The organism is Staphylococcus sp. HMSC069E10 (assembly GCF_001809205.1).
In the GTDB taxonomy this organism is placed as follows: Bacteria; Bacillota; Bacilli; order Staphylococcales; family Staphylococcaceae; genus Staphylococcus; species Staphylococcus hominis.
In genome coordinates, this window is record NZ_KV796483.1 from 1 (window position 1) to 21,122 (window position 21,122).

The 21,122-nt window shown below is 32.5% G+C and carries 21 protein-coding genes, 2 pseudogenes and 1 riboswitch; of the genes and pseudogenes, 6 read left to right on the forward strand and 17 right to left on the reverse strand.

Annotation, left to right across the window (positions count from 1 at the left end):
* Nucleotides 1-157: 157 nt before the first annotated feature.
* Nucleotides 158-979: a LysR family transcriptional regulator gene (locus HMPREF2561_RS06060; RefSeq protein WP_032606536.1), complete on the forward strand. Its 822-nt coding sequence runs from the start codon at nt 158-160 to the stop codon at nt 977-979.
* A gap of 296 nt (nt 980-1,275) precedes the next feature.
* Here the strand turns inward: HMPREF2561_RS06060 and HMPREF2561_RS10750 are convergent, their stop codons facing one another.
* Nucleotides 1,276-1,377, reverse strand: coding sequence for a type I toxin-antitoxin system Fst family toxin (locus HMPREF2561_RS10750; RefSeq protein WP_141743260.1), 102 nt, complete (start codon nt 1,375-1,377; stop codon nt 1,276-1,278).
* Between the two features lie 526 nt (nt 1,378-1,903).
* Here HMPREF2561_RS10750 and HMPREF2561_RS06065 point away from each other — a divergent pair.
* Nucleotides 1,904-2,053, forward strand: a pseudogene (locus tag HMPREF2561_RS06065) (alcohol dehydrogenase); the annotation flags it as partial.
* Nucleotides 2,054-2,135: 82 nt separating this feature from the next.
* Here HMPREF2561_RS06065 and HMPREF2561_RS10930 read toward each other — a convergent pair.
* A pseudogene (locus HMPREF2561_RS10930) lies at nt 2,136-2,246 on the reverse strand (winged helix-turn-helix transcriptional regulator); the annotation flags it as partial.
* Between the two features lie 80 nt (nt 2,247-2,326).
* Entirely contained in the window at nt 2,327-4,585 is a 2,259-nt protein-coding gene (locus HMPREF2561_RS06070) for an ATP-binding cassette domain-containing protein (RefSeq protein ID WP_070468542.1), read from the reverse strand.
* A 573-nt stretch (nt 4,586-5,158) separates the two neighbouring features.
* On the opposite strand from HMPREF2561_RS06070, the gene HMPREF2561_RS06075 reads away from it, so the two are divergent.
* The gene (locus HMPREF2561_RS06075) at nt 5,159-5,767 is read left to right on the forward strand and encodes a stage II sporulation protein M (RefSeq protein WP_049419905.1); all 609 of its coding nucleotides are present in this window, start codon (nt 5,159-5,161) and stop codon (nt 5,765-5,767) included.
* Nucleotides 5,768-6,420: 653 nt separating this feature from the next.
* Here HMPREF2561_RS06075 and HMPREF2561_RS11000 read toward each other — a convergent pair.
* Nucleotides 6,421-6,603 carry a hypothetical protein gene (locus HMPREF2561_RS11000; RefSeq protein WP_019835089.1) on the reverse strand — a complete coding sequence of 61 codons (183 nt, stop codon included), beginning with the start codon at nt 6,601-6,603 and terminating at the stop codon, nt 6,421-6,423.
* Nucleotides 6,604-6,861: 258 nt separating this feature from the next.
* Nucleotides 6,862-7,050, reverse strand: coding sequence for a hypothetical protein (locus HMPREF2561_RS11005; RefSeq protein WP_002454655.1), 189 nt, complete (start codon nt 7,048-7,050; stop codon nt 6,862-6,864).
* 326 nt (nt 7,051-7,376) lie between these two features.
* On the opposite strand from HMPREF2561_RS11005, the gene HMPREF2561_RS10875 reads away from it, so the two are divergent.
* Entirely contained in the window at nt 7,377-7,541 is a 165-nt protein-coding gene (locus HMPREF2561_RS10875; RefSeq protein WP_176743829.1) for a hypothetical protein, read from the forward strand.
* A 48-nt stretch (nt 7,542-7,589) separates the two neighbouring features.
* Here the strand turns inward: HMPREF2561_RS10875 and HMPREF2561_RS06090 are convergent, their stop codons facing one another.
* Nucleotides 7,590-8,108: an immunodominant staphylococcal antigen IsaB family protein gene (locus HMPREF2561_RS06090; protein WP_070468544.1), complete on the reverse strand. Its 519-nt coding sequence runs from the start codon at nt 8,106-8,108 to the stop codon at nt 7,590-7,592.
* Between the two features lie 753 nt (nt 8,109-8,861).
* Between HMPREF2561_RS06090 and HMPREF2561_RS11010 the strand changes: the two genes are divergently transcribed.
* Nucleotides 8,862-8,996 (forward strand): hypothetical protein, encoded by a 135-nt coding sequence (locus tag HMPREF2561_RS11010; RefSeq protein WP_256262502.1) that lies wholly within the window; start codon nt 8,862-8,864, stop codon nt 8,994-8,996.
* Between the two features lie 71 nt (nt 8,997-9,067).
* Here the strand turns inward: HMPREF2561_RS11010 and rarD are convergent, their stop codons facing one another.
* The 9 genes from rarD to lpdA all read right to left on the reverse strand — a co-directional run bounded on the left by rarD (nt 9,068) and on the right by lpdA (nt 18,574).
* On the reverse strand, nt 9,068-9,973 hold the full coding sequence (gene rarD, locus HMPREF2561_RS06095; protein ID WP_049419903.1) for an EamA family transporter RarD: 906 nt from the start codon (nt 9,971-9,973) through the stop codon (nt 9,068-9,070).
* Between the two features lie 137 nt (nt 9,974-10,110).
* Nucleotides 10,111-11,853, reverse strand: a complete 1,743-nt coding sequence (gene thiC, locus HMPREF2561_RS06100) for a phosphomethylpyrimidine synthase ThiC (RefSeq protein ID WP_070468546.1) — start codon at nt 11,851-11,853, stop codon at nt 10,111-10,113.
* Between the two features lie 197 nt (nt 11,854-12,050).
* Nucleotides 12,051-12,155, reverse strand: a riboswitch (TPP riboswitch).
* A 187-nt stretch (nt 12,156-12,342) separates the two neighbouring features.
* Entirely contained in the window at nt 12,343-12,558 is a 216-nt protein-coding gene (locus tag HMPREF2561_RS06105) for a zinc ribbon domain-containing protein (protein ID WP_017174769.1), read from the reverse strand.
* A gap of 6 nt (nt 12,559-12,564) precedes the next feature.
* The gene (locus tag HMPREF2561_RS06110; RefSeq protein ID WP_048680853.1) at nt 12,565-13,338 is read right to left on the reverse strand and encodes a membrane protein; all 774 of its coding nucleotides are present in this window, start codon (nt 13,336-13,338) and stop codon (nt 12,565-12,567) included.
* Nucleotides 13,328-13,666: a PadR family transcriptional regulator gene (locus HMPREF2561_RS06115; RefSeq protein WP_048680855.1), complete on the reverse strand. Its 339-nt coding sequence runs from the start codon at nt 13,664-13,666 to the stop codon at nt 13,328-13,330. Before HMPREF2561_RS06115 ends, HMPREF2561_RS06110 begins: the two co-directional genes overlap by 11 nt.
* A 152-nt stretch (nt 13,667-13,818) precedes the next feature.
* On the reverse strand, nt 13,819-15,102 hold the full coding sequence (locus tag HMPREF2561_RS06120; protein WP_070468548.1) for a dihydrolipoamide acetyltransferase family protein: 1,284 nt from the start codon (nt 15,100-15,102) through the stop codon (nt 13,819-13,821).
* Nucleotides 15,103-15,116: 14 nt separating this feature from the next.
* The gene (locus tag HMPREF2561_RS06125) at nt 15,117-16,157 is read right to left on the reverse strand and encodes an alpha-ketoacid dehydrogenase subunit beta (protein WP_049382217.1); all 1,041 of its coding nucleotides are present in this window, start codon (nt 16,155-16,157) and stop codon (nt 15,117-15,119) included.
* A 69-nt stretch (nt 16,158-16,226) separates the two neighbouring features.
* Nucleotides 16,227-17,180, reverse strand: coding sequence for a thiamine pyrophosphate-dependent dehydrogenase E1 component subunit alpha (locus tag HMPREF2561_RS06130; protein WP_002454646.1), 954 nt, complete (start codon nt 17,178-17,180; stop codon nt 16,227-16,229).
* A gap of 41 nt (nt 17,181-17,221) precedes the next feature.
* Complete coding sequence (lpdA, locus tag HMPREF2561_RS06135; RefSeq protein WP_070468550.1) at nt 17,222-18,574, reverse strand: dihydrolipoyl dehydrogenase; 1,353 nt, start codon at nt 18,572-18,574, stop codon at nt 17,222-17,224.
* 259 nt (nt 18,575-18,833) lie between these two features.
* Between lpdA and HMPREF2561_RS06140 the strand changes: the two genes are divergently transcribed.
* Nucleotides 18,834-19,451, forward strand: a complete 618-nt coding sequence (locus tag HMPREF2561_RS06140) for a CadD family cadmium resistance transporter (RefSeq protein WP_002449206.1) — start codon at nt 18,834-18,836, stop codon at nt 19,449-19,451.
* 45 nt (nt 19,452-19,496) lie between these two features.
* Here HMPREF2561_RS06140 and HMPREF2561_RS06145 read toward each other — a convergent pair whose 3' ends face one another.
* Together HMPREF2561_RS06145 and HMPREF2561_RS06150 are read right to left on the reverse strand one after the other, a co-directional pair.
* Entirely contained in the window at nt 19,497-19,904 is a 408-nt protein-coding gene (locus HMPREF2561_RS06145; RefSeq protein ID WP_070443476.1) for a carboxymuconolactone decarboxylase family protein, read from the reverse strand.
* A 16-nt stretch (nt 19,905-19,920) separates the two neighbouring features.
* Entirely contained in the window at nt 19,921-21,117 is a 1,197-nt protein-coding gene (locus HMPREF2561_RS06150; protein ID WP_070443474.1) for a 3M3SH-releasing C-S lyase, read from the reverse strand.
* Between the last annotated feature and the right edge of the window lie 5 nt (nt 21,118-21,122).

Genomic DNA, 21,122 nt, shown 5'->3' on the forward strand with positions numbered 1-21,122 from the left:
TACTATAAATTCAACTTTGCAACAGAACCTCACTTTTTAACTCCTCCTTTATCCAAAGCTTAGCATCGCATAGTTATAACGTGAAATAAATATTTATTATATTACTCATAACATTTTTGTTATAATAGAGGTATTCAAATGTTAGGAGACCTAGTTAATGGATTCATTAAAAGTTCTAAATGAAGTAGTTAAAACGCAAAGTTTTACTAAAGCTGCAGAAAATTTATATACTTCACAGCCATCAATAAGTCGTGATATTAAACGATTAGAACTGGAATATGATATAAAAATTTTCGAATTTAGACATTCTAAAATGTCTTTAACAAGTGATGGGGAGAAACTATTTCAATATGCTTTACAACGTGAGCGTTTAGAACAAATCTTAAGACACGATTTGAAAATGCAACCTGATACAATTTCGGGAGATGTAACGATAGGGAGTAGTTACACTTATGGCGAATATCGATTGTCACAACATCTTACTGATTTAGCCAAAAAATATCCTGAATTATACATTCATGTGTATTTAAATAATTCTGATACAGTATTACAACATATTAAGAATAACACTATCGATTTAGGTATAATCGAAAAAGAGGTTCAAAGTAATATTATACACAGTAGACGTATTGCTCAAGATGAAATAGTACTAATTCGTAAAAAGTCATCATCTTCAAATAAATCAATATGTTTTATCAGAGAACGTGGATCAGGTACAAGAGTCTATCAAGAAAATGCGTTATCACAAATGACTTCATCCTCTTATTTAGTAGAAATTAATAACACAAATCTAATTAAAAATATGGTTCATGCTGATAAAGGCTTTTCTATTGTTTCTAAATCAACATTAACACCTTATGATTTAGAAAAGCTAGAAGTAACAAACTTAGACATCACACGCTATTTCTATTTAGTCATACATAAAGATAAGTATATTGATACGAAGCTTAATGAAGTTATCAAAAATTTGGTTTCATAAATTTTGATCTTTGTATTATTTATTCTAAATTTAATGCATGTTCTAATGACAATCTATTTAAAAAAAGATAAATTCTCAATATATAACATTCATAATTTACCCTTTAAATTATTGACAATTAGCGTCAAAAATATTAAAACGATACCTTGTAACTAATACCGTACATATCACTTTGCTTTGCATTCCTCTACTAACCAGTGTTATAATTTAGATAACAAGAGCTTCGTGCATTATATGCACCAACCCCCTCACTATTGCGAGTAGTGAGGGGGTTTTTAGGTGTTGGCTAATATCGCCTATTTTTTCCTATTGTTACGTGTACGTAGCCAATGCGTAAATAACGCAACAATACAACCACTGATGACTGTGGTCGTGATGTGAACAAGAGCTTCGACCATCTAATATGCACCTCCTCTCTGCGTCTAAATTGACGCCTGAGAGATAGGCGACCTGTATATTATATCATCTGTACTAGATGAGTTACATATAACTTCCGATAAGTTAAATTATGTATTATTTTCTGTTTTTCTCTTTCCTTGTATTTTTTCAAATTCTTCTATATGGTTCAAAATCATTGTTGGAGTAATATTAATATATATACTTTCAAACTTTATTTTGGGGTAAATAATAGAAAAATTATTTACATTGATATTCTGAGATAGTGAGGCGTATAAGAAAATAAATTTGATGGTGAATGAATGGGGAATATCCTCCTTTTGTTATAGATACTATTTTTTAAAAAAGATGATTATATTTAATAAATTGACATGATTTATATGTAAATTATGTATATTTAACACAAAATAATAATTACTTAATTTACTCGTTTGAGTTTGTATTTTAATAACAGGCGCATATTTGCTAAAAGAGGATGATTGTATGAAATCAGTTACTTATCAAGGATATAAAAATATGGAAGTATGTGAAGTAAATAATCCAACAGAAATTATCACTCATACTATGCCGTTAGAAGATGTAAAAGAAGTTTATGACATCTTTGATCAAAAAAAAGATAATACTATTAAAGTTATTTTAAAACCACAATACTATATAGATAAAGACGCCTTACTTTGAATAACTCGTTCAAAGTTGAGGCGTCTTTTACCTATATATTTAAATTTTAACATTTTTCTATTTAGAAATTTCTTCCAGAAATTCATCCCCCCCAATCACAAATTGCATAAACTACTTTATCGAGTGTTTTTCCTATGTTTGTTAACTTATACTCAACTTTTGGTGGAACTACTGGATAGACAATTCTTTCAATATTTCTATATTGAAAGAATCTATGATAAGAAAAGAGTTGAATGAATATAATAAATATAAACTCATCCAACTCTTCTATTTCTACTGATTGATATAGCGTTTCAAGTGTTTAGATGTCAATGTTTCTGAACTATCAATAAAGTTTTTAGGTGTTCCACTAAATTGGACCTTTCCGCCATCCAACCCAGGGCCTGGGCCGACATCGATGATCCAATCTGCTTCACACATAATCGATAAATTATGTTCAATCAAAATAACTGTATTGTTTTGATCAATTAAATCATCAAAACACTCCATCAATATAGGGATATCCGATTCATGTAGGCCTGTGGTTGGTTCGTCAAAAATAAAAATACTATTTTTTATCTCTTCATCTAAATGTTGTGCTAGTTTCACGCGTTGAATCTCTCCACCAGACAAAGTGGATAAAGGTTGTCCAAGTGACATATAATTCAAACCTGTTTTACTTACAGATTGTAATTTTGACTTAATATCATTCTTTTTATCAAAGAAAATAATACCTTCGTCAACCGTCAAATCGAGAACATCGGCGATTGAATATCCATCTATGGTAGCATCTAATACTTCTTGTTTATAACGTTTGCCATGACAAACTTCACATGTCTGTGAAAAATCACCCATAAAAGCAAGTTCCGTTTTAATATAGCCCTTTCCACCACAATTTGGACAGGCACCTTTTGAATTATAACTAAACATAGCTTTATTTAAGCCTGTTTCTTTACTGAAAAAGCTTCTTACGCTATCAAAAACACCTAAATACGTTAACAGATTAGATCTATTAGATCCTTGAACTGCTTTTTGATCAATAAAGATGGTATGGTCATTATTTTCAAAACCTGCTTTAACAAGGGTACTCTTACCTGAACCAGCAACGCCTGTTAAGACTGTTAATACGTGTTTAGGTATAGACGTTTTTACGTTATTTAAATTGTTTTGTGTCACAGGACCGATATTATAAAAATGGTTCGCTTCACGAATATTCTCTTTTAAATTATGTTTGTGACGTAATGCGTTACCTGTCGAAGTATTTGAAGAGAGTAATTCATTATATGTTCCTTCAAATGTGATTTCACCACCATTTTTTCCTGAACCTGGTCCCATATCTATGATATAGTCTCCTTCTTTAATAACATCGGGATCATGTTCAACAATTAACACAGTATTGCCTTTGTCTTTTAAAGATTTTAAAATTTCATTGATTTTAGCTATATCTTCCGGATGCAAGCCAACACTTGGTTCATCTATAATGTAAACCAAATCCGATAAAGAACTATTTAAATGACGTATTAATTTAAGACGTTGCGCTTCACCGCCTGATAATGTCGTTGTGACACGGTTAAGCGTTAAATAACTTAATCCAATATATTCTAGTGCTTCTAACTGCTTTTTGAGAGGATCAATAATATATTTAGCTGTTGGATCCTCTAATTTATTAAGAAACTCTAAATTTTCCTTAATTGTCATTTGGGTGAAATCAGAAATATTTTTACTCATAATTTTAGAACTTAATATTTTCGAGTTTAAACGTTGACCTTTACATGTGGGACATATTTTATTATTTACTACATTTTTAAGATGTTTGGCGTAGCGTTTCTTATTAAATTCTTTATCGCCTAAAAATATTCTACTGAATCTAGGTATTAGCCCTACATATTTAGCTGACTTTCTCCATTCTTTAGGAGGATTTTTTAACGTCATTGGCTCTTGATATAAAAATAACTCTAATTCATCTTTTGTATAGTCTTTCAATTTTTTATTATTATCAAATAAACCACTATCTCGATAGGCTTTACCACGCTCTTTATCTGGTCCAAAAGAAGGAAAGTCTATGGCACCTTCATTTAAAGACTTATCCCAATCTAGCAATTCATCTAAGTTAATGTCTTCAATATATCCTAATCCTTCACAAGTTTTACACATGCCCTTAGGACTATTGAAGGAATATGCATCTGAATAGCCAACAAACGGTTCGCCTATTCTAGACCACAATAATCTAACGGAGGCATATATATCCGAAACTGTTCCTACCGTAGAGCGAGAATTCCCATTGAATCTTTTCTGATTAATTGTCATTGCTACAGGAAGATTTTTAATTTTTTTTACTTTCGGTCTGGGTTGTTGATTTAAATGAAATTGAATATAACTGGAGTAACTTTCATTTAGTAGCTGTTCAGATTCCGCAGCAATAGTATTAAACACTAAAGATGATTTCCCTGAACCAGAACGTCCTGTAAATACAGTTACTAAGTGTTTTGGGATATTTACATCTATGTTTTTCAAGTTATTTTGTGAAGCACCTGTAATATTAATAAAATCCATTAAGTATCCTCCCTTTATAATCTTTACAACATTGATTATTGCATATTAATCAATGATTAACTACTCATTCAAAAGACGACAACTTTAAGTCTTTTATATTACAAATTATTCCACCAATTTAATCCGTCTTCACTAAATAATTTTTTCACTTTCTTTAGGTCCATAGCTTCCAGAGGCATAATTAGGAAACTGTGGCTGTTCTTGTTTTCATACATTTACAATATCAACGAGTAATATAAAAATGTTTTCAAAATTCAATTACACTATATTTATATCAATAGCGTTAATATTTGTTAATACTGAAATTTTTGTCATCTACGAACATATTGATATAAATAGAATTATAAAATTTAAAATATGACTCATTTGTCAGTATTGTTTAAAAACAGGAGCTATGTAAAAATGAGTTATATCAAATATTAAAAGATAGATGTCAGTACTTTAAATGTTTATAGAACTTTTAAATAAAATACACTTCAATATATAGTACTTTCTATTATAAAGTTATTAATTACCTGGACAGGAAGAAACTCATGATACTCGTTTCAAAAAACAAAAAAGAAAGGGTTAATTATGCTAAATATTAAAGACCAAAATTATTTTAAAAGAGCATTAAATTTCTTTATACTATCAACAATTCTACTACTAATGACAATTCCAATCGCTTTATTTTTTCATCCTTCAGAAGAATTTATAAAACAATTAGGATCCAATTCACCTGAAAGCGTTAGTAAATCACAAGGTCTAAAAAAAGTTTGGGGGTTTATACAAAATAATGGCTTTCATGTACCAATACAAATGCTTTTGTTAGCTTTAATACCCATACCATTTTTATATACTCTAAACTTAATAGTATCACTTATTATTCCTGGCATACTATTCGGTTTTTTCATCCATTTTGATACTTACAAAGGTCTAACTAGCTTAATCGCTTATATACCCCATTACACTTTGGAAATGATGAGTTTTTGTATATTTACTAGTGGTCTTTATATGCTAAATAAATCAATCTTAAGAAAAATAATCAATCTATTCAGAAAAGAAAAAAAGCAAAACTACTCTTTCAAATTAAGTTTAATTAATTTATTAAAAGCATATTTATTCGTCTGTTTACCATTGGTTATATTAGCAGCATTTACTGAAACATATGTAGCTGATATGCTCTCAAATTTAATGAATTAACTACAATCAAAAAAATACAAAATCGCAAAAAGTGAGGTCATTTTATGTTTCTTGAAAAATTAAAATGCAGTCATTGTGAAAAAGAAATCGACAAAAACGAAAATATAACAATACACACAAATTCAAAAAATCTTAATGGCGTAACAAATCTAAAAAGTTGGGCTAAAAATCAAAACGTTTTATGTGAAAAATGCTCAAAATAAAAAAGAGCCTGTGTTTAGGCTCTTTTTATCAATACATCACATACGATTATTAGTATTTCCATGTCTTTGTTTAACTAATAAATAAACACCATTTATTAAACCCAAAATAGTCCAAGCAACTGATAAGTAGACATTATCCAGACTATAAATTGGAGCCATAAAAATTAAAAAGAAAATATTCATAACAAACGAAATACGATGAAATGTACTGAGCTTATTAATATCAATTCTGTTATTTTGAATAATAAATCACCTCTTGATATTTATATTATTTCAAAATTTTTACTTTATTCCAATTGCTTTATTGACGTTGAATCTCCGAACCCATAACAAACCCAAAACTTGTCGAATGGTCGACTTAATAGGTCACGCTATGCCAACATTCGTTTGCAAGTTTAGTTAAGGGTTCTTCTCAACACAAAACAAATCTTCTTGTCATAAATGTGCATTTTATTTTTTACTTTTATTTCCTTTTAAAACATAAGTAAATAAAGTCATAAATATTGCAAAAAACAATGCAGAAATAAGACTTGGATATACATCAAAATCAAGGAGGGGTATCACTAAATCAAGTAGCAAATTTAAAATAAAAAAAGAAACAAAGAAATATACGAAATATAAAACAAATTTCAAAATTAATCTTCCTTTTCCAACAAAACGTTATCACAAACATAATTTTAAATATCCCTTTCGCAGAGTATTTTGATTATGGTTTTTATTATTATGTGATTCTTGTGTCTGTTTCTTATCCTCTCGATTTTCATCAACTAATGTTTATCGACCATGCACTTAATAATATAGTACTAATTAATGCTATACTTAATACTTTTTCATCATTAAAATATCCCAACCTTCTAAGATACTTAACTTCTTAGATGATCTCTTTATTTATCATTTCCAATATTTACTTTTAGAATTATAAATTACAGACGCTATTCCAAAACTGGCTATAATAAAAATGAGTATGTATATAGAAAAGTTATCAGTCTGTATGTAAAATTTAAAAAGAAGAAACAATAAGAAAGCCACGATGAAATACACAGGAATAAATGCTTTTTTCCAAAAGATAGAATCTTTCATGAATATCCTCCTTTAATAATATTTTTTTATCCATATATTAAGGTTAACATTTTATATTAATCTATTTCTAAAACTATTTGTATCATTATATTTTATTCTCATATGTAAAAATTTAGAATATAAATAAGTGTCTTAGGTATGTTTAAATTATAGTTTTAACAAATTATATACGTAGCTTTCTAAATATACTTTTAAAATTTCAGCTATAATAAATAATCGTAATGCCTTTTATCATTATTGTAATTGCACGAAAATGATAGTTGATTGTTATTTTAAATCACGTTATGTTTGAAACAAGAATTCTAGATGTACAAGGAGATCATTACATGAAATTTATTAGTATTGTTTTAGGATTGCTAGTTATCATTTCATGGTTATTTGTTTTACGAGAATACCAACATGGACATGAGAAAACAGAAAAAGGAAAGTTAGTCATTATCATTGCTTGTATATTGACTTTCATTATGACATTCATCAATACACTCGATTAACAAAAAAACAGCACCTCACAATGAGGTGCTGCTCTTTTATATCTTCTATTATGACACAGTAACATGATCCACGTAGCCATCCGTAACATGGAATGTAATATGACCTTTACCTACTGTGTAACCGTATAATCCATTTGTTTCATCTGTTTGTTTCTCAGTCAGTGATGGTTGATATTGATAATGAGCTCCGTAAACGTCTTTTACTTGTTCTAAGCTTACTTTTTTAGGTGCGACCTTAAAATCAATCATTGCTGCTGTGTTGCCTTTGACTTGATTAAATGTTTGGTCATATACTTTTTTTGTTGATGGACCGTTTTGATACTGATTATTCACTTTAATTTCGTTAAATGTCATATTTCCAGCTTTTAACGCATTATAGAACGTGTGATTTAATACGAATTCGCCACCTGACTTTGTATAACCATGATAATGATAATGATAGCCTTGTGACGTTTGTGTTTGTGCATGTGCTTCATTTGATACACCGTTATGCTCAGTTACATTAAACCCTAATACTGTTCCTAAAGTAATACCACCAACGACCATTGCTTTTGCAAATTTCTTCATTATGGATCACTCCTCTTATAGAATTAAAATGAACTTCCATCTTTAATATATAATATTACACTCATACATTCAAAATTTTTATAAATTAAAATATAATTTTATTTAAACATAATTAATTGAAAGACTAATTAATTATATAATACTTATAATATTACTCTGCTTTTTTATTCTTTCATTATTTTTAATTTATATTTAATACATGTTAGCCTTAAATCATACATATTTTAATTGATAAGGAGATTACTAATGAAAACAATACGTTATTTCCTATATTTTTTTATCGTTTATTTTATAATCTTTTACTTAGCACAACGACTATTAAAATTAGATTTAGGTATTGTGCGTTGTTTCATTTCATCCGTCATTTTCGCTATAATGATGAGTTATTTTGCTTACTTTGCGAAGAAACTTAATAGATAATGCCTATGTTTATTTGTCATACTTCTGCTTCATTCTATTAACGGTACTTCTTTCTATATCAGTAGTATTCCTATGAAATATTAAAAAGCATCATGACATGGTATCAATTGCTAGAAATGTAAATAATAAAAAATATGTAGCATGGATATATGCAGACTTCTTAGATGTAAAGGAGGTATTGTCTATAATAAAGATCATTGGTGTAGCTATGTATCTTGTTCACTCCACAATACCTTTATCAAAATTAACGATGGACATGTTTTTTTTTATAAAAACGGGAATACTTTACTATACGCTTTAACTACGTAAAACTTAATAAATGGAGGTCATATTATGGCTGGATATAAATCACCAGGACGTAAAATTTCTGAATATATTGGCATTATTGCTATCATAGCAGTATTTGCTGGCGTTTTTTATAAAAATCTTAAAAATGAAAACCAAACTGGTAACGGTTCTTTAGGCTAATTTAAATAACTTTTATAGATGATAAATAGAGCCACCCTTCACTCATTAAGTAGTGAGGGGCGGCTTGTTTTTTATTCTGGTCTAGGACTACGTTTCATTTTAATATATTGAGAGATACTATAAAGCGCAATACCAATCCAAATAAAAATAAATGTAATGAATTGGTGGATATCGAATTTTTCTTTAAATACGAAGATACCGAGTAAAAAGATAATCGTTGGACTGACGTATTGAATAAATCCTGTCAGTGATAGTGGAATGCGACGAGCACCCGCTGAGAATAAAATAAGTGGTACAGCTGTCACCGCTCCAGAAAATAAGAGTAAAAATGTACTTATATTCAAACCGACTGATGATTGGTGTGCTTGCCATAAATAAATGATATAAATCAGTCCTGCTGGTGCTGTCACAATACATTCAATCGCAATCCCACTCATCGCTTCAACACGTACCAATTTTTTTAGTAAACCATAAATCCCAAATGAGAATGCCAGCATTAAAGAAATAATTGGAAATTCTCCTATCTTCATTGTCATGTAAATGACGCCAATTGCGGCTGATACAATTGCTAACGTTTCAAATTTATTGAAACGCTCTTTTAAGAAAATAAATGCGAGTAAGACACTCACCAATGGATTAATGTAATAACCTAAACTAGTTTGTAGCACATGACCATTAGACACTGCCCAAATGAACGTTCCCCAGTTAATCGTAATCACATAACCTGCAATGATAATCGCAACCAGTTGAATCGGATGTGCTATGAGTTGATTGATATCATGTTTAAGCACTTGTGATTTTTTTAATACAAAAATCATTAGAATCATAAAAACCATCGCAAGGATAATGCGATACGCTAAAATTTCAAATGCGCTAATACCGTGAATGAATCTCCAATAAATAGGGAGGATCCCCCATAATAAATGCGCCCCTAACGCAAATAAAATTCCTTTTTTAAATTCTGCATGATTATCCATGCTAAACCCTCCTAGCAATATTACCCTGGAAATATGTATAACACTATCGTATCAGTAGTTAAACGAAATGGGTATATCTAGGAGAATTTTTTGAAAAAAGGTAGCCATTTTATATCACTACCTCTTTACCATTATCATTAATGATATATTGTATTGCCGCCTTCTCTAAATTCTTCGGCTTTCTTTTTCATGCCTTCAAGTTGTTCTTTGTAGGAATCGCGAATATCATGTGATAAGCGCATTGAACAGAATTTTGGTCCACACATACTACAGAAATGTGCAATTTTCGCTGATTCTGCGGGTAATGTTTCATCGTGAAATTCTCTTGCTCGATCAGGATCTAATGCAAGGTTGAATTGATCAATCCAACGAAACTCAAAGCGTGCTTTACTAATTGCGTCGTCGCGTTCTGTTGCGCCTGGTAATCCTTTAGATAAATCTGCTGCATGTGCTGCAATTTTATAAGTGACCACACCTTCACGTACGTCATCTTTATTTGGTAAACCTAAATGTTCTTTAGGTGTCACGTAACATAACATTGCCGTACCATGGCTCGCAATTTGAGCAGCACCAATGGCAGACGTAATATGGTCATATGCTGGTGCGATGTCTGTTACAAGAGGTCCTAATGTATAAAATGGTGCTTCTTTACAATAGAAATCTGCTAAATCTTGGTTTTCTTTAATTTTATGCATTGGAATATGCCCTGGACCTTCAATCATAACTTGCACATTATATTTCCAAGCAATATCCGTTAACTCACCTAAAGTTTTCAACTCCGCAAATTGACTTTCATCGTTAGCGTCATAAATTGAACCAGGACGCAAACCATCTCCTAGAGAAATAGCAACATCATATTGACTTAAAATTTCACAAATCTCATCGAAGTGTGTATATAAAAAGCTTTCTTCGTGATGTGCAAGACACCATTGTGCAATAATTGAGCCACCACGAGAAACAATCCCAGTCAAACGATCAACAGTTAATGGAATATAATGAAGACGTAATCCTGCGTGAATAGTAAAATAATCGACCCCTTGTTCAGCTTGTTCAATTAATGTATCTCTATACGCTTCCCATGTTAAATCTTCTGCCACCCCATTTACTTTTTCTAACGCTTGATAGATTGGCACTGTTCCTACTGGTACAGGTGAGTTACGTAAGAGATACTCACGAGTTGTATGGATATTTTTTCCTGTAGATAAATCCATAATCGTATCTGCACCCCAATGTGTGGCCCAAACTAATTTTTCAATTTCTGCTTCAATAGATGATGACACAATAGAGTTACCAATGTTTGCGTTGATTTTTACTGAGAAGTTTTTACCAATAATCATTGGTTCAGATTCAGGATGATTGATATTATTAGGGATAATCGCGCGTCCTCTCGCAATTTCTTCCCTTACAAATTCTGGTTCCACTTGTTCCCTAATTGCTACAAATTTCATTTCTTTAGTGATAATCCCTTGTTTAGCGTAGTACATTTGTGTAACTGGTGTATCTTTACTGCCACGTCTTGGTTGATATTCGAATGGATGAGCTACATAGTTTTTATGGCCTTCTTTTGAAAAACCGTTATCAATCGATTGAATACGGCGACCTTCATAATGTTCAACGTCTTCACGTGCTTCAATCCATGCATCGCGAACCTTTGGAAGTCCATGATTGATATCAACCACATAACTGTCATCATGATAAGGACCTGCTGTATCGTACACTACGACAGGTTCATTTTGAAAACTACGTTGTTCTAATTGGGTATCAGAAAGTTCAATTTCTCGAAATGGTACAAAAATATCACTATCATTACCCTCGCCTTTTTTAAAAATACGTTTACTTGCTGGAAAAGTTCTTTTAAAATTGATTTTTTCTTGCTCCATTGACATTGCCTCCTAAATACTAGAAGGGTCTAAATATCACTGATTATATGATTCATAAAAAAAGCATTCAGCTTAATACTGAATGCATAAGAATAAGTGAATATATACGAAAATATATGTAAGTATCATAATGAAGAAAATGATTCATCGTTAAATTGACCTTTTCATCAAATTATGAAAACATCCATATGTCATTGTAAAGTGACTCACTGGCTTCCCTACGCTAGTATTAACTAGATCAGGTTCAAAGGGTTGGAACATGATGTTCCTTTCAGCAATATAAAGCACCCCTAGCAGAGATTATTAAATTATAGGTTACTTAACCTATACTTATACAATGACTTAAAATTCCAAGAATATCAAGTCATTATATTAAATATTTTTATAACTTTTAGACATCCGAAAGTCTAACTTCACACAACCCGAAGTCTTACCCAAAGATTGAAAAAGCAGTACCCATAAGGGTTACTGCTGTTTTATTCCTTTGACTTATCCTCCAAAGAACAAATCAATAAAGTCTCTACTTCTGTTTCTATCTTGTTTATAAAATTCGGTATATCCACAATTTTTACAAGTTATCGTCTTAAAATTATTATGTTGTACATCTAAAAATTTAGACAATCCTGAGCCTGTTGCAGATAATGTACCTTCTTCTACTTCTGTATGACCACATTTTATACAACCTTGATTTTGGTTTTCTGACATAATGAATCACTCCTTCACTTTATTTTTACGTTTTTTAAATGTAGAGATGAAAAATGCAATATTCAATATTAACAATAAAGCAATGGCTACGATTAATGAAACAATAATAGATTGAGATTCTGAGCGACTGCATATTTTAACTACCCACCCAATTATATCTGGTAAACAAACAATGAATATCACTAAAGCAAACAAACGCTGTTTCAACATAAAACATAAAGTCATTACAATTAATAACAGAATCAGTCCTATGATCACACTCTTTGATTCAGTTAGTGTAATGATATGATAAATGGAATAGCGTTTTGTAAGATACGTACTTAATAAGATGAGACCAAAAATAACTGCACCCCATATAAAAGCATAAATATATACTCGTCGTTGCTCTCCATACTTTACAAGACCGTTTCTAATTAAGAAAAAAGGTAAAATCGTAGTTATACAAAAGATAAATAAGATATTAATAATAAAACCAATTGTCACATTAAGTTGTTCTGTAAAAAAGTTTGGGATAATAAAAATAGCTAGCATAAATGCTGAAAATAAAGCTAAATATTTAAATAACCCCCTAGTTAAAATTATATATTCTGAGAATTGATCAGCATAATCTTTTACTGGCGTATTTAGAATATCACTAACATCATCGTGATTCTTTTCAGCAAGTTCGAAATGATCTCTTAACTCTTCTATAATATCATTAACCTCATGTTCATCTTTGCCTCTAAATAAAAGTTCAGCCTTTAACTTAAATAAGTAGTCTTCTTTTTCTTTACTTATCATTATTATCACTCCTGAATATATGATTCATACCTTCATTAAGCGCTTGCCACTTTTTCTTAAACTGTTGTAGTTCTTTGAGTCCACTTTCTGAAATAGTATAGTACTTACGTTTAGGTCCACCGTTGTCGGATTTACGCATGGTTGTATGTACATAGCCCTTTTTATCTAATCTTAAAAGTACCGGATAAATACTGCCGTCACTAATTTCGGGAAATTGATGTTCCTTTAATTTCTCAAGAATTTCATATCCATACGTTTCTCCTTTTGCAATAAGACCTAATATTGCCCCATCTAAAAGTCCTTTCATCATTTGATTAGATATTGTCATGTGATCACCTTTTACTAACTATCTTATAATATAAGATAGTATAAAATAATAGCTCCGTCAACTAACTTATAATGTAAGATAGTTGAGTATAAATAAAGTCCCAGAAGTACTTTAGACTCCTGGGGACTTCATGATAAAAAGTTATTTATTATCTATAACATCAATAAATATGGATTTTCAATATATTTAGCAAGTACTTTTAAGAAATCAGCTGCGCCTGCGCCATCTAAGATTTGATGATCGAATGTTAAACTTAATGGGATACGAGAGATTTGTTTTACATTATCTCCTTCAAGAACAAGTTCTTTAGCTAGAGCACCGACACCTAAGATACCTGTTTCACCTAAATTTAAAATTGGTGTGAAGTATTCGATACCACTTGCACCCATATTCGTAATTGTAAATGTAGCGTCACTCAGTTGAACGTCACCTGTATTTCCTTCACGTACTGCTTCAGCTGATGTTTTAATTTCTTTTGCTAAAGTGCCAATACTTTTAGTATCTGCATTATCAATGACTGGCACCATAAGACCATCTTCAAGTGATGTCGCAATACCTAAATGTACATCATCGTATTCTGTTAATTCACCGTTTTCATAACGAGTGTTCATTGCGCCATATTCTTTAAGTGCTAGGACTACTGCTTTAGCTAATAAAGCTGTGACTGTCAATTTTACATCTTGATCTGCATCTTTTAATTCTTCAGATAATCGAGCTTTAAAGTCTAATAAGCGATCTGCATTGACTTTGCGATGTAATGTTAATTGAGCAGTATTATTAAGACTTTGACGCATATTTTGAGCAATACGTTGACGCATTGGGTTTAGACCTTCACCAATGCTAGACACATCGAAGTTTTGCGCCGTTGAAGATACACTTTCGTCAGACGTACCCGCTTCACCTTCATAATCATAGCCTTCTGAGTCTACACGTTGAACATCTAATTTTGTAATACGATCATTTCCACCTGTACCTTTAATTCTTGTGATATCAAGTTCCTTATCTTCAGCCATATTACGTGCTAACGGAGAAATAAAGATACGGTCACGTTGTTCAGGCTTCGCTTCTTTTTCTGTATCTTTTTTATCAGATTGTTCTTCATTTGAAGAAGCTTGTTGATTTTCAGAAGTTGTGTCGTTATCTTTATTCTCTTGGTTAGTTTCTCCAGAATCATCGTCATCGCTTCCTAAGTCTTCGCCTTCTTCTCCGATGATACCAAGCACTGCTTTTACTTTTGCATCTTCGCCTGCTTGTACTTTAATTTTTAGTAATGTTCCGCTTGTAGGTGCTTCGACATCGTTTGTTAATTTTTCAGAGCTAATTGTGACAATGCTTTCGCCTTCTTCTACTGTATCGCCTTCTGATTTAAACCACTCTTCTACAGTACCTTCTTTCATTGTCATACCAAGCTTTGGCATAATAATATTTTCACTCATTGTGATACACCTCCCTACGCCTTAGCCTTTTTTAAGTCATCAATCAATTCAGATGCTACGTCTAATACTTTATCTGCATTTGGAATATATGCCGCTTCTAAGTTTGATGCAAATGGTACTGGTGTATCTGGTGCTGTTACTTTTTTGATTGGACCGTCTAAATAATCGAATCCAATATCACCGATGACAGAAGCGACGTCGCCAGCAATGTTACATTGTGGACTTGATTCATCAATAACAATTAAGCGACCTGTTTTTTTCACTGATTCTAACACTGTATCTTGATCCCATGGAGACACTGAACGTAAATCAATGACTTCTACTGAAACGTTATCTTCTTCAAGTCGGTCAGCTGTTTCTTCAGCCACTGCAACCATTTTACCAATTGCGACAATAGTTAAATCATCACCTTCTCGTGTAACATTGGCTTTACCAATCTCAATCGTATAAGGTTCTTCAGGGACATTACTTTTTTGACCAAGTAATGTTTTATCTTCTGAAAATACAACTAAGTTATCGTCTTGAATCGCTGACATTAATAATCCTTTTGCATCATATGGATTTGATGGTACAACTACTTTAACACCTGGAATTGTTGCGAACATATTATATAGAGATTGAGAGTGTTGTGCTGCCGCACTTGCGCCAGCGCCATGAACGGTACGTACCACTAATGGAATTTTAGCTTTACCACCAAACATATATCTCATTTTTGCACCTTGGTTTAAAATTGGGTCTAAACCAAAGCCAATAAAATCGTTAAACATGAGTTCTGCGATTGGACGTAATCCGGTAGCTGCTGATCCTACAGCTGCACTTAATGTAATATGTTCAGAAATAGGTGTATCAATCACTCGTTTACGACTATATTTTTTAGCCAGTCCTTTTGTAACACCGAATACGCCACCAAATGTATCGTCGTCTTGAATATGTTCTACTTTTGCGCCACCTGAAACGTCTGTACCAATTAAGATGACATTTTCATCTTTCTCCATAGATTGATCAATCGCTTCATTAATCGCGCCCATAAATGTTAATTTACGTTCTTCACTCATCGTAAAAACCTCCTCGTCTGGTTAGGTTCGTTCTTATCTATTTCTTCATTTTAGTGCTTTAAAGGTTTGTTATGCAAAAACATCTTTGTATAGTGAATCTTCATCTGGTAATTCACTTTCGTCCGCAAATTTCACAGCATCTTCTACGGCTTGTTCAGCTGTGTTTTCAATATCATCTGCTTCTTCTTCAGTTAACCAACCTTCTTCAATCGCTTGTTTTCTGAATTCTACAGTGGCATTTTTATCCGCATTACGATCATCTGGTGATTTAACTTTTTGTTCGTCACCTTCAAAGTGACCATATTTACGATACGTATCACATTCGATTAATGTAGGTCCTTCCCCTTTTTTAGCGCGGTCTACTGCTTCTTGTGTTGCTTTATAAACCTCTAAGACATCCATGCCATCTACACGTACGCCTGGCATATTATATGCAGAAGCACGTTCTGCAATCGTTTCAGATGCACTTGCATAGTCGTGTGTCGTACCTTCAGCGAATTGGTTATTCTCACAGACAAAGATAACTGGCAAGTTTAAAATTGAAGCGAAGTTTAAACCTTCATGGAATGTCCCTTCATTTGCAGCACCATCACCAAAGAAGCATACGGCGACATTGTCTTTACCTTGGTTAATAATTGAAATACTTGCACCAATCGCAAGACCAAAACCGCCACCTACGATACCATTGGCACCGAGCATCCCTTTGTCAATTTCGGCAACATGCATTGAGCCACCTTTACCATGACCTAAACCATCACGTTTACCCATGATTTCTGCCATCATACCGTTTAAATCGCAACCTTTTGCGATAGCATGTCCATGACCACGGTGTGTACTTGTAATATAATCATCGTCAGTCAGTTGTGACATGACACCTGTGGCAACGGCTTCTTCACCGACATATAAATGTACAAATCCTGGGATTTGACCATCACTAAAAATTTTGTGTACCTTCTCTTCAAAAAATCGAATTTCATTCATTGTTTTATAAATCCAACGTGCTTGTTCTTTTTCCATTTTCATTGTCAATTCCTCCTATCTTTCATAGGGCGTAAGTGTAATAACTACATGTGAATTGCAGAACCAAAGTATGCATCCGCACCTTCGCCAATCGCTTCTAATAATGCTGGATGTGGTTGAATTATTTCGGATAATTCATAGATGGTACCTTCTGACGCTTTTACTCCTAGGACTTCGCCAATTAAGTCTGTCGCATGAGGTCCTACAATAAAGGCGCCGAGTATTTCCCCATATGTTTGATCAATAACTAATTTTATAATTCCTTCATTTTCCCCTTTAATGAGCGCCTTCGCATTACCTTGAAACGCTGATTGTGTGACTTTCACATCATATCCCGCTTCTTTGGCTTGCTCTTCTGATAAGCCAATGGATGCCGCTTCAAGTCGTGTATAAATACAACGTGTAATGTTCTCTTGACGAACAAGTGGTGGGTGTTCTCCAGCAAGTGTTTCTGCTACATGAATACCATGTGCACTTGCAGCATGTGCAAGTTGATAACCTTTGACTAAATCACCAATCGCATAGACATGTTTTTGACTTGTTTGATAATGGTCATCCACTTTAAAGAATTTGCCATCCATCTCTAAATTTAAATCTTTAGCCACTTGTGTATTCGGTTGTCTACCTGTCGCGACAAGTAACGTGTCGAAGCTGACGTCATCTTGACCATCGAGTACAATTTTGGTTTTATCTACTGTTTTAATTTTCGCTTTTGTAATAATGTTAATGCCTTGATTTTCTAAATGAGCTTTTAATAACTCACGTGTATCATCAATTTCAGTAAGTAAAATATCATCTGCCACTTCAACAATGGTTACTTTCACCCCAAGATCGGCCATTGATGAAGCGAGTTCTGTTGCGATGACACCACCGCCAATCACTGCTAACTGTTTAGGTAGTTGTTTTAAATCGAAAAATGTATCGGTTGTTTCATAATCGACGTTATCTAATCCTTCAATAGGTGGTACAAATGGTTTACTACCTGTCGCTAAAATAATATCTTTACCTTGATACGTTTCATTATTTACTTTTACGTTTAAGTCTTTTGAAATGCTTGCTTCTCCCTCAATATAAGCTACTTTATTTTTCTTTAGTAACTGTTTAACGCCACCCGTAAGTGTTTGTACGACTTTCTTTTTACGTTGTACAAATTTAGGAAAATCGATATTTAATTCTTTCGTCGTCATTCCCCAGTCATTCGCAACTTGAATGCTATGTGCTTTTTCCCCGTGTTCTAATAATGTTTTAGATGGAATGCAACCCACATTTAAACAAGTGCCTCCAGCATTGAATTTTTCGATGACTACCACCTTTTTACCCAATTGTGCGGCACGAATGGCTGATACATACCCTCCAGGTCCTGCACCAATCACAATCAAATCATATGATTCACTCATGAATGAACGCCTCCTTCCGTAAGAGAACTTTTATCATTTTATTATAAAGAGATATTTGTAAGCGCTTTCTAATCTCTTCATTTTCATTTTACACTTTATATTTTGAATTTTCAAATTATTTAGTATTTATTGTTTTTTATTTTTTCCATGCAAGTAGACATTAAAAATTTGGTGAAAATTTTAAAATAAAATCTATATAATTCTTATTTGAAATGCGTTATACTTTATTCAATATCACTTTTAAAAGGACAGTTAAACTATGATTCAAACTATCATTACTGCTGCGATATTGTATATCGCAACTGCAGTCGACTTACTTGTTATTTTGCTTATTTTTTTCGCGCGAGCACAGACAAAAAAAGAATATAGAAATATTTATATTGGTCAATATGTAGGATCTGTGACATTGATTGTCGTAAGTTTATTCTTTGCCTTTGTCTTAAATTATGTGCCTGAAAAATGGATTTTAGGATTACTTGGTCTTATTCCTATCTATTTAGGATTAAAAGTAGCTATTTTTGATGATTGTGAAGGAGAAAAAAGAGCGAAACAAGAACTAGACAAACACGGATTAACTAAACTAATTGGCACGGTTGCGTTAGTGACGATCGCAAGTTGCGGAGCAGATAACATCGGATTATTTGTCCCTTACTTTGTCACATTAAGTGTCTCTGAACTCATTGTGACATTAATCGTCTTTTTAATTTTAATCTATGTCTTAGTGTTTACTGCACAGAAGCTTGCATCTATTCCTGAAATCGGAGAAACTGTAGAGAAGTTCAGTCGTTGGATCATGGCAGTGGTCTATATTGGACTTGGTTTATTTATTATTATCGAAAACCATACCTTGCAGACGATTTGGGGAATGTTATTTTAAATTAAAACTATAAAAGGACTCTAACCTAAGCTAGAGTCCTTTTATTTAAGGTTGCAATTTCATCATCGCACCAAATTGTTGTTGGGCATTTGTAAATGTGATGAACGTAATAAGTTCGACAATTTCTTTATCTGATAAATGAGACTTTAAGACCTCTGTGTACGTTGTAGGTATTTGATCTCCCAGTTTGATATAGACTTCTGTAAATCCAATACATATTGCTGATTTTTCATCTGTTAGACTCCCGGTAGGCTTGCCTTTTGCTTTACAATATTGGCATCCATTTTTCTGCGCTAGCATACGGCGTATCTCTTCTTTGAGTTCTGCGTTTAAAGCACTAGTATTTTCTAGTGTGTCACTCAATGCGGTCCACGTCTTCATAATGTCCTCATGATGACCTAATAATTGTTGAAATGGTGTATGACCTATGTGTGAGGGTTCAATAATAACCATGATATTTCTCCTCTATTTAGACTAAAGCCGCTTTTATTTTTTGTAGTCCTTTTTTCATTACTTCTCTAGGAACTGCAATATTAATTCTAATATGACCCTCTGCGTTATGAACAAATTGCTCTGCGCCTTCAATAATGACGCCAGCGTTTTTAATAAAGAATTTTGCCATTGATTCATCAATATCTTTTTCTTTAATATAATAGCTTAAATCTACCCAAGCTAAATACGTCGCCTCTGGAATTTTAAATTCTGCATGCGGTAGTTCTTTTTTTAGGAAATCTGCTAAATAGTTAAAGTTATCGTCTAAATAATGATTCATTACTTGTAACCAATCTTCGCCTTTTTCATAAGCAGCTTGCGTGGCAACCACACTTAGAGGATTTTCCGTACCAAAGTGATGGGTGTTCCAAGTTTTTAGAAGTGATTCATTTTGAATAATGATATTTGAAAACATCAAACCTGCAATGTTGAAGGCTTTACTTTGAGACATAGTAGTGATGATTTTGTCGTAATCTGGGACAGCTTTGGCAAATGGCACATGTGATTGATCTGAACGTTTGATATCACAATGGATTTCATCTGAAATGAGCCATACATCATTGTCTTTCATAATTTGACCCAATGTGTCTAACTCTTCTTCTGACCAGACACGTCCCGTTGGATTATGTGGATTCGCAAAAATGCATAATTTAATATTTTCTGTTTCTACTTTTTTACGTACATCGTCAAAATCAATCTCATAATATCCATGATGATTGATTAGTGGAGAATATACTGTTGAAATATGATTTTTATCACATGCCATTTTAAATGGACCATAACTCGGCGTAAAAATTAGTGCTTTATCATCCTTATCACAAATATAACCTACAAGTTCAATTAATCCAGCCACAATACCATGAGAGAATACAAGATGCTCTTGAGGAAAAGTAAAACCATAACGTTTCTTTGTCCAAGAAACAAAAGCTTCATAATATTCAGAACCGAAGACGTTTGTGTAGCCTAAAATTTTCTTATTTAAACGTTCACGAATCGCATTTAATACGACTTCTGGTGTACTAAAGTCCATATCTGCTACCCACATACGAATCAGTTCATCATTATCTTTTAAATCTGACGTATCTGTATTACCAAAAAGATAACCTTTATAGCCTTCCACATTCATTGAATTTGTATAACGACGATCAATGATTTCATCAAAATTGTAATTCACGATAG

Excerpts from the sequence above, each read along its gene's own strand:
- HMPREF2561_RS06060 (WP_032606536.1), top strand. The coding sequence starts at position 158 with ATGGATTCATTAAAAGTTCTAAATGAAGTAGTTAAAACGCAAAGTTTT.
- HMPREF2561_RS10750 (WP_141743260.1), bottom strand. The coding sequence starts at position 1,377 with ATGGTCGAAGCTCTTGTTCACATCACGACCACAGTCATCAGTGGTTGT.
- HMPREF2561_RS06070 (WP_070468542.1), bottom strand. The coding sequence starts at position 4,585 with ATGGATTTTATTAATATTACAGGTGCTTCACAAAATAACTTGAAAAAC.
- HMPREF2561_RS06075 (WP_049419905.1), top strand. The coding sequence starts at position 5,159 with ATGCTAAATATTAAAGACCAAAATTATTTTAAAAGAGCATTAAATTTC.
- HMPREF2561_RS11005 (WP_002454655.1), bottom strand. The coding sequence starts at position 7,050 with ATGAAAGATTCTATCTTTTGGAAAAAAGCATTTATTCCTGTGTATTTC.
- HMPREF2561_RS10875 (WP_176743829.1), top strand. The coding sequence starts at position 7,377 with ATGAAATTTATTAGTATTGTTTTAGGATTGCTAGTTATCATTTCATGG.
- HMPREF2561_RS06090 (WP_070468544.1), bottom strand. The coding sequence starts at position 8,108 with ATGAAGAAATTTGCAAAAGCAATGGTCGTTGGTGGTATTACTTTAGGA.
- HMPREF2561_RS11010 (WP_256262502.1), top strand. The coding sequence starts at position 8,862 with ATGGCTGGATATAAATCACCAGGACGTAAAATTTCTGAATATATTGGC.
- rarD (WP_049419903.1), bottom strand. The coding sequence starts at position 9,973 with ATGGATAATCATGCAGAATTTAAAAAAGGAATTTTATTTGCGTTAGGG.
- thiC (WP_070468546.1), bottom strand. The coding sequence starts at position 11,853 with ATGGAGCAAGAAAAAATCAATTTTAAAAGAACTTTTCCAGCAAGTAAA.
- HMPREF2561_RS06105 (WP_017174769.1), bottom strand. The coding sequence starts at position 12,558 with ATGTCAGAAAACCAAAATCAAGGTTGTATAAAATGTGGTCATACAGAA.
- HMPREF2561_RS06110 (WP_048680853.1), bottom strand. The coding sequence starts at position 13,338 with ATGATAAGTAAAGAAAAAGAAGACTACTTATTTAAGTTAAAGGCTGAA.
- HMPREF2561_RS06115 (WP_048680855.1), bottom strand. The coding sequence starts at position 13,666 with ATGACAATATCTAATCAAATGATGAAAGGACTTTTAGATGGGGCAATA.
- HMPREF2561_RS06120 (WP_070468548.1), bottom strand. The coding sequence starts at position 15,102 with ATGAGTGAAAATATTATTATGCCAAAGCTTGGTATGACAATGAAAGAA.
- HMPREF2561_RS06125 (WP_049382217.1), bottom strand. The coding sequence starts at position 16,157 with ATGAGTGAAGAACGTAAATTAACATTTATGGGCGCGATTAATGAAGCG.
- HMPREF2561_RS06130 (WP_002454646.1), bottom strand. The coding sequence starts at position 17,180 with ATGAAAATGGAAAAAGAACAAGCACGTTGGATTTATAAAACAATGAAT.
- lpdA (WP_070468550.1), bottom strand. The coding sequence starts at position 18,574 with ATGAGTGAATCATATGATTTGATTGTGATTGGTGCAGGACCTGGAGGG.
- HMPREF2561_RS06140 (WP_002449206.1), top strand. The coding sequence starts at position 18,834 with ATGATTCAAACTATCATTACTGCTGCGATATTGTATATCGCAACTGCA.
- HMPREF2561_RS06145 (WP_070443476.1), bottom strand. The coding sequence starts at position 19,904 with ATGGTTATTATTGAACCCTCACACATAGGTCATACACCATTTCAACAA.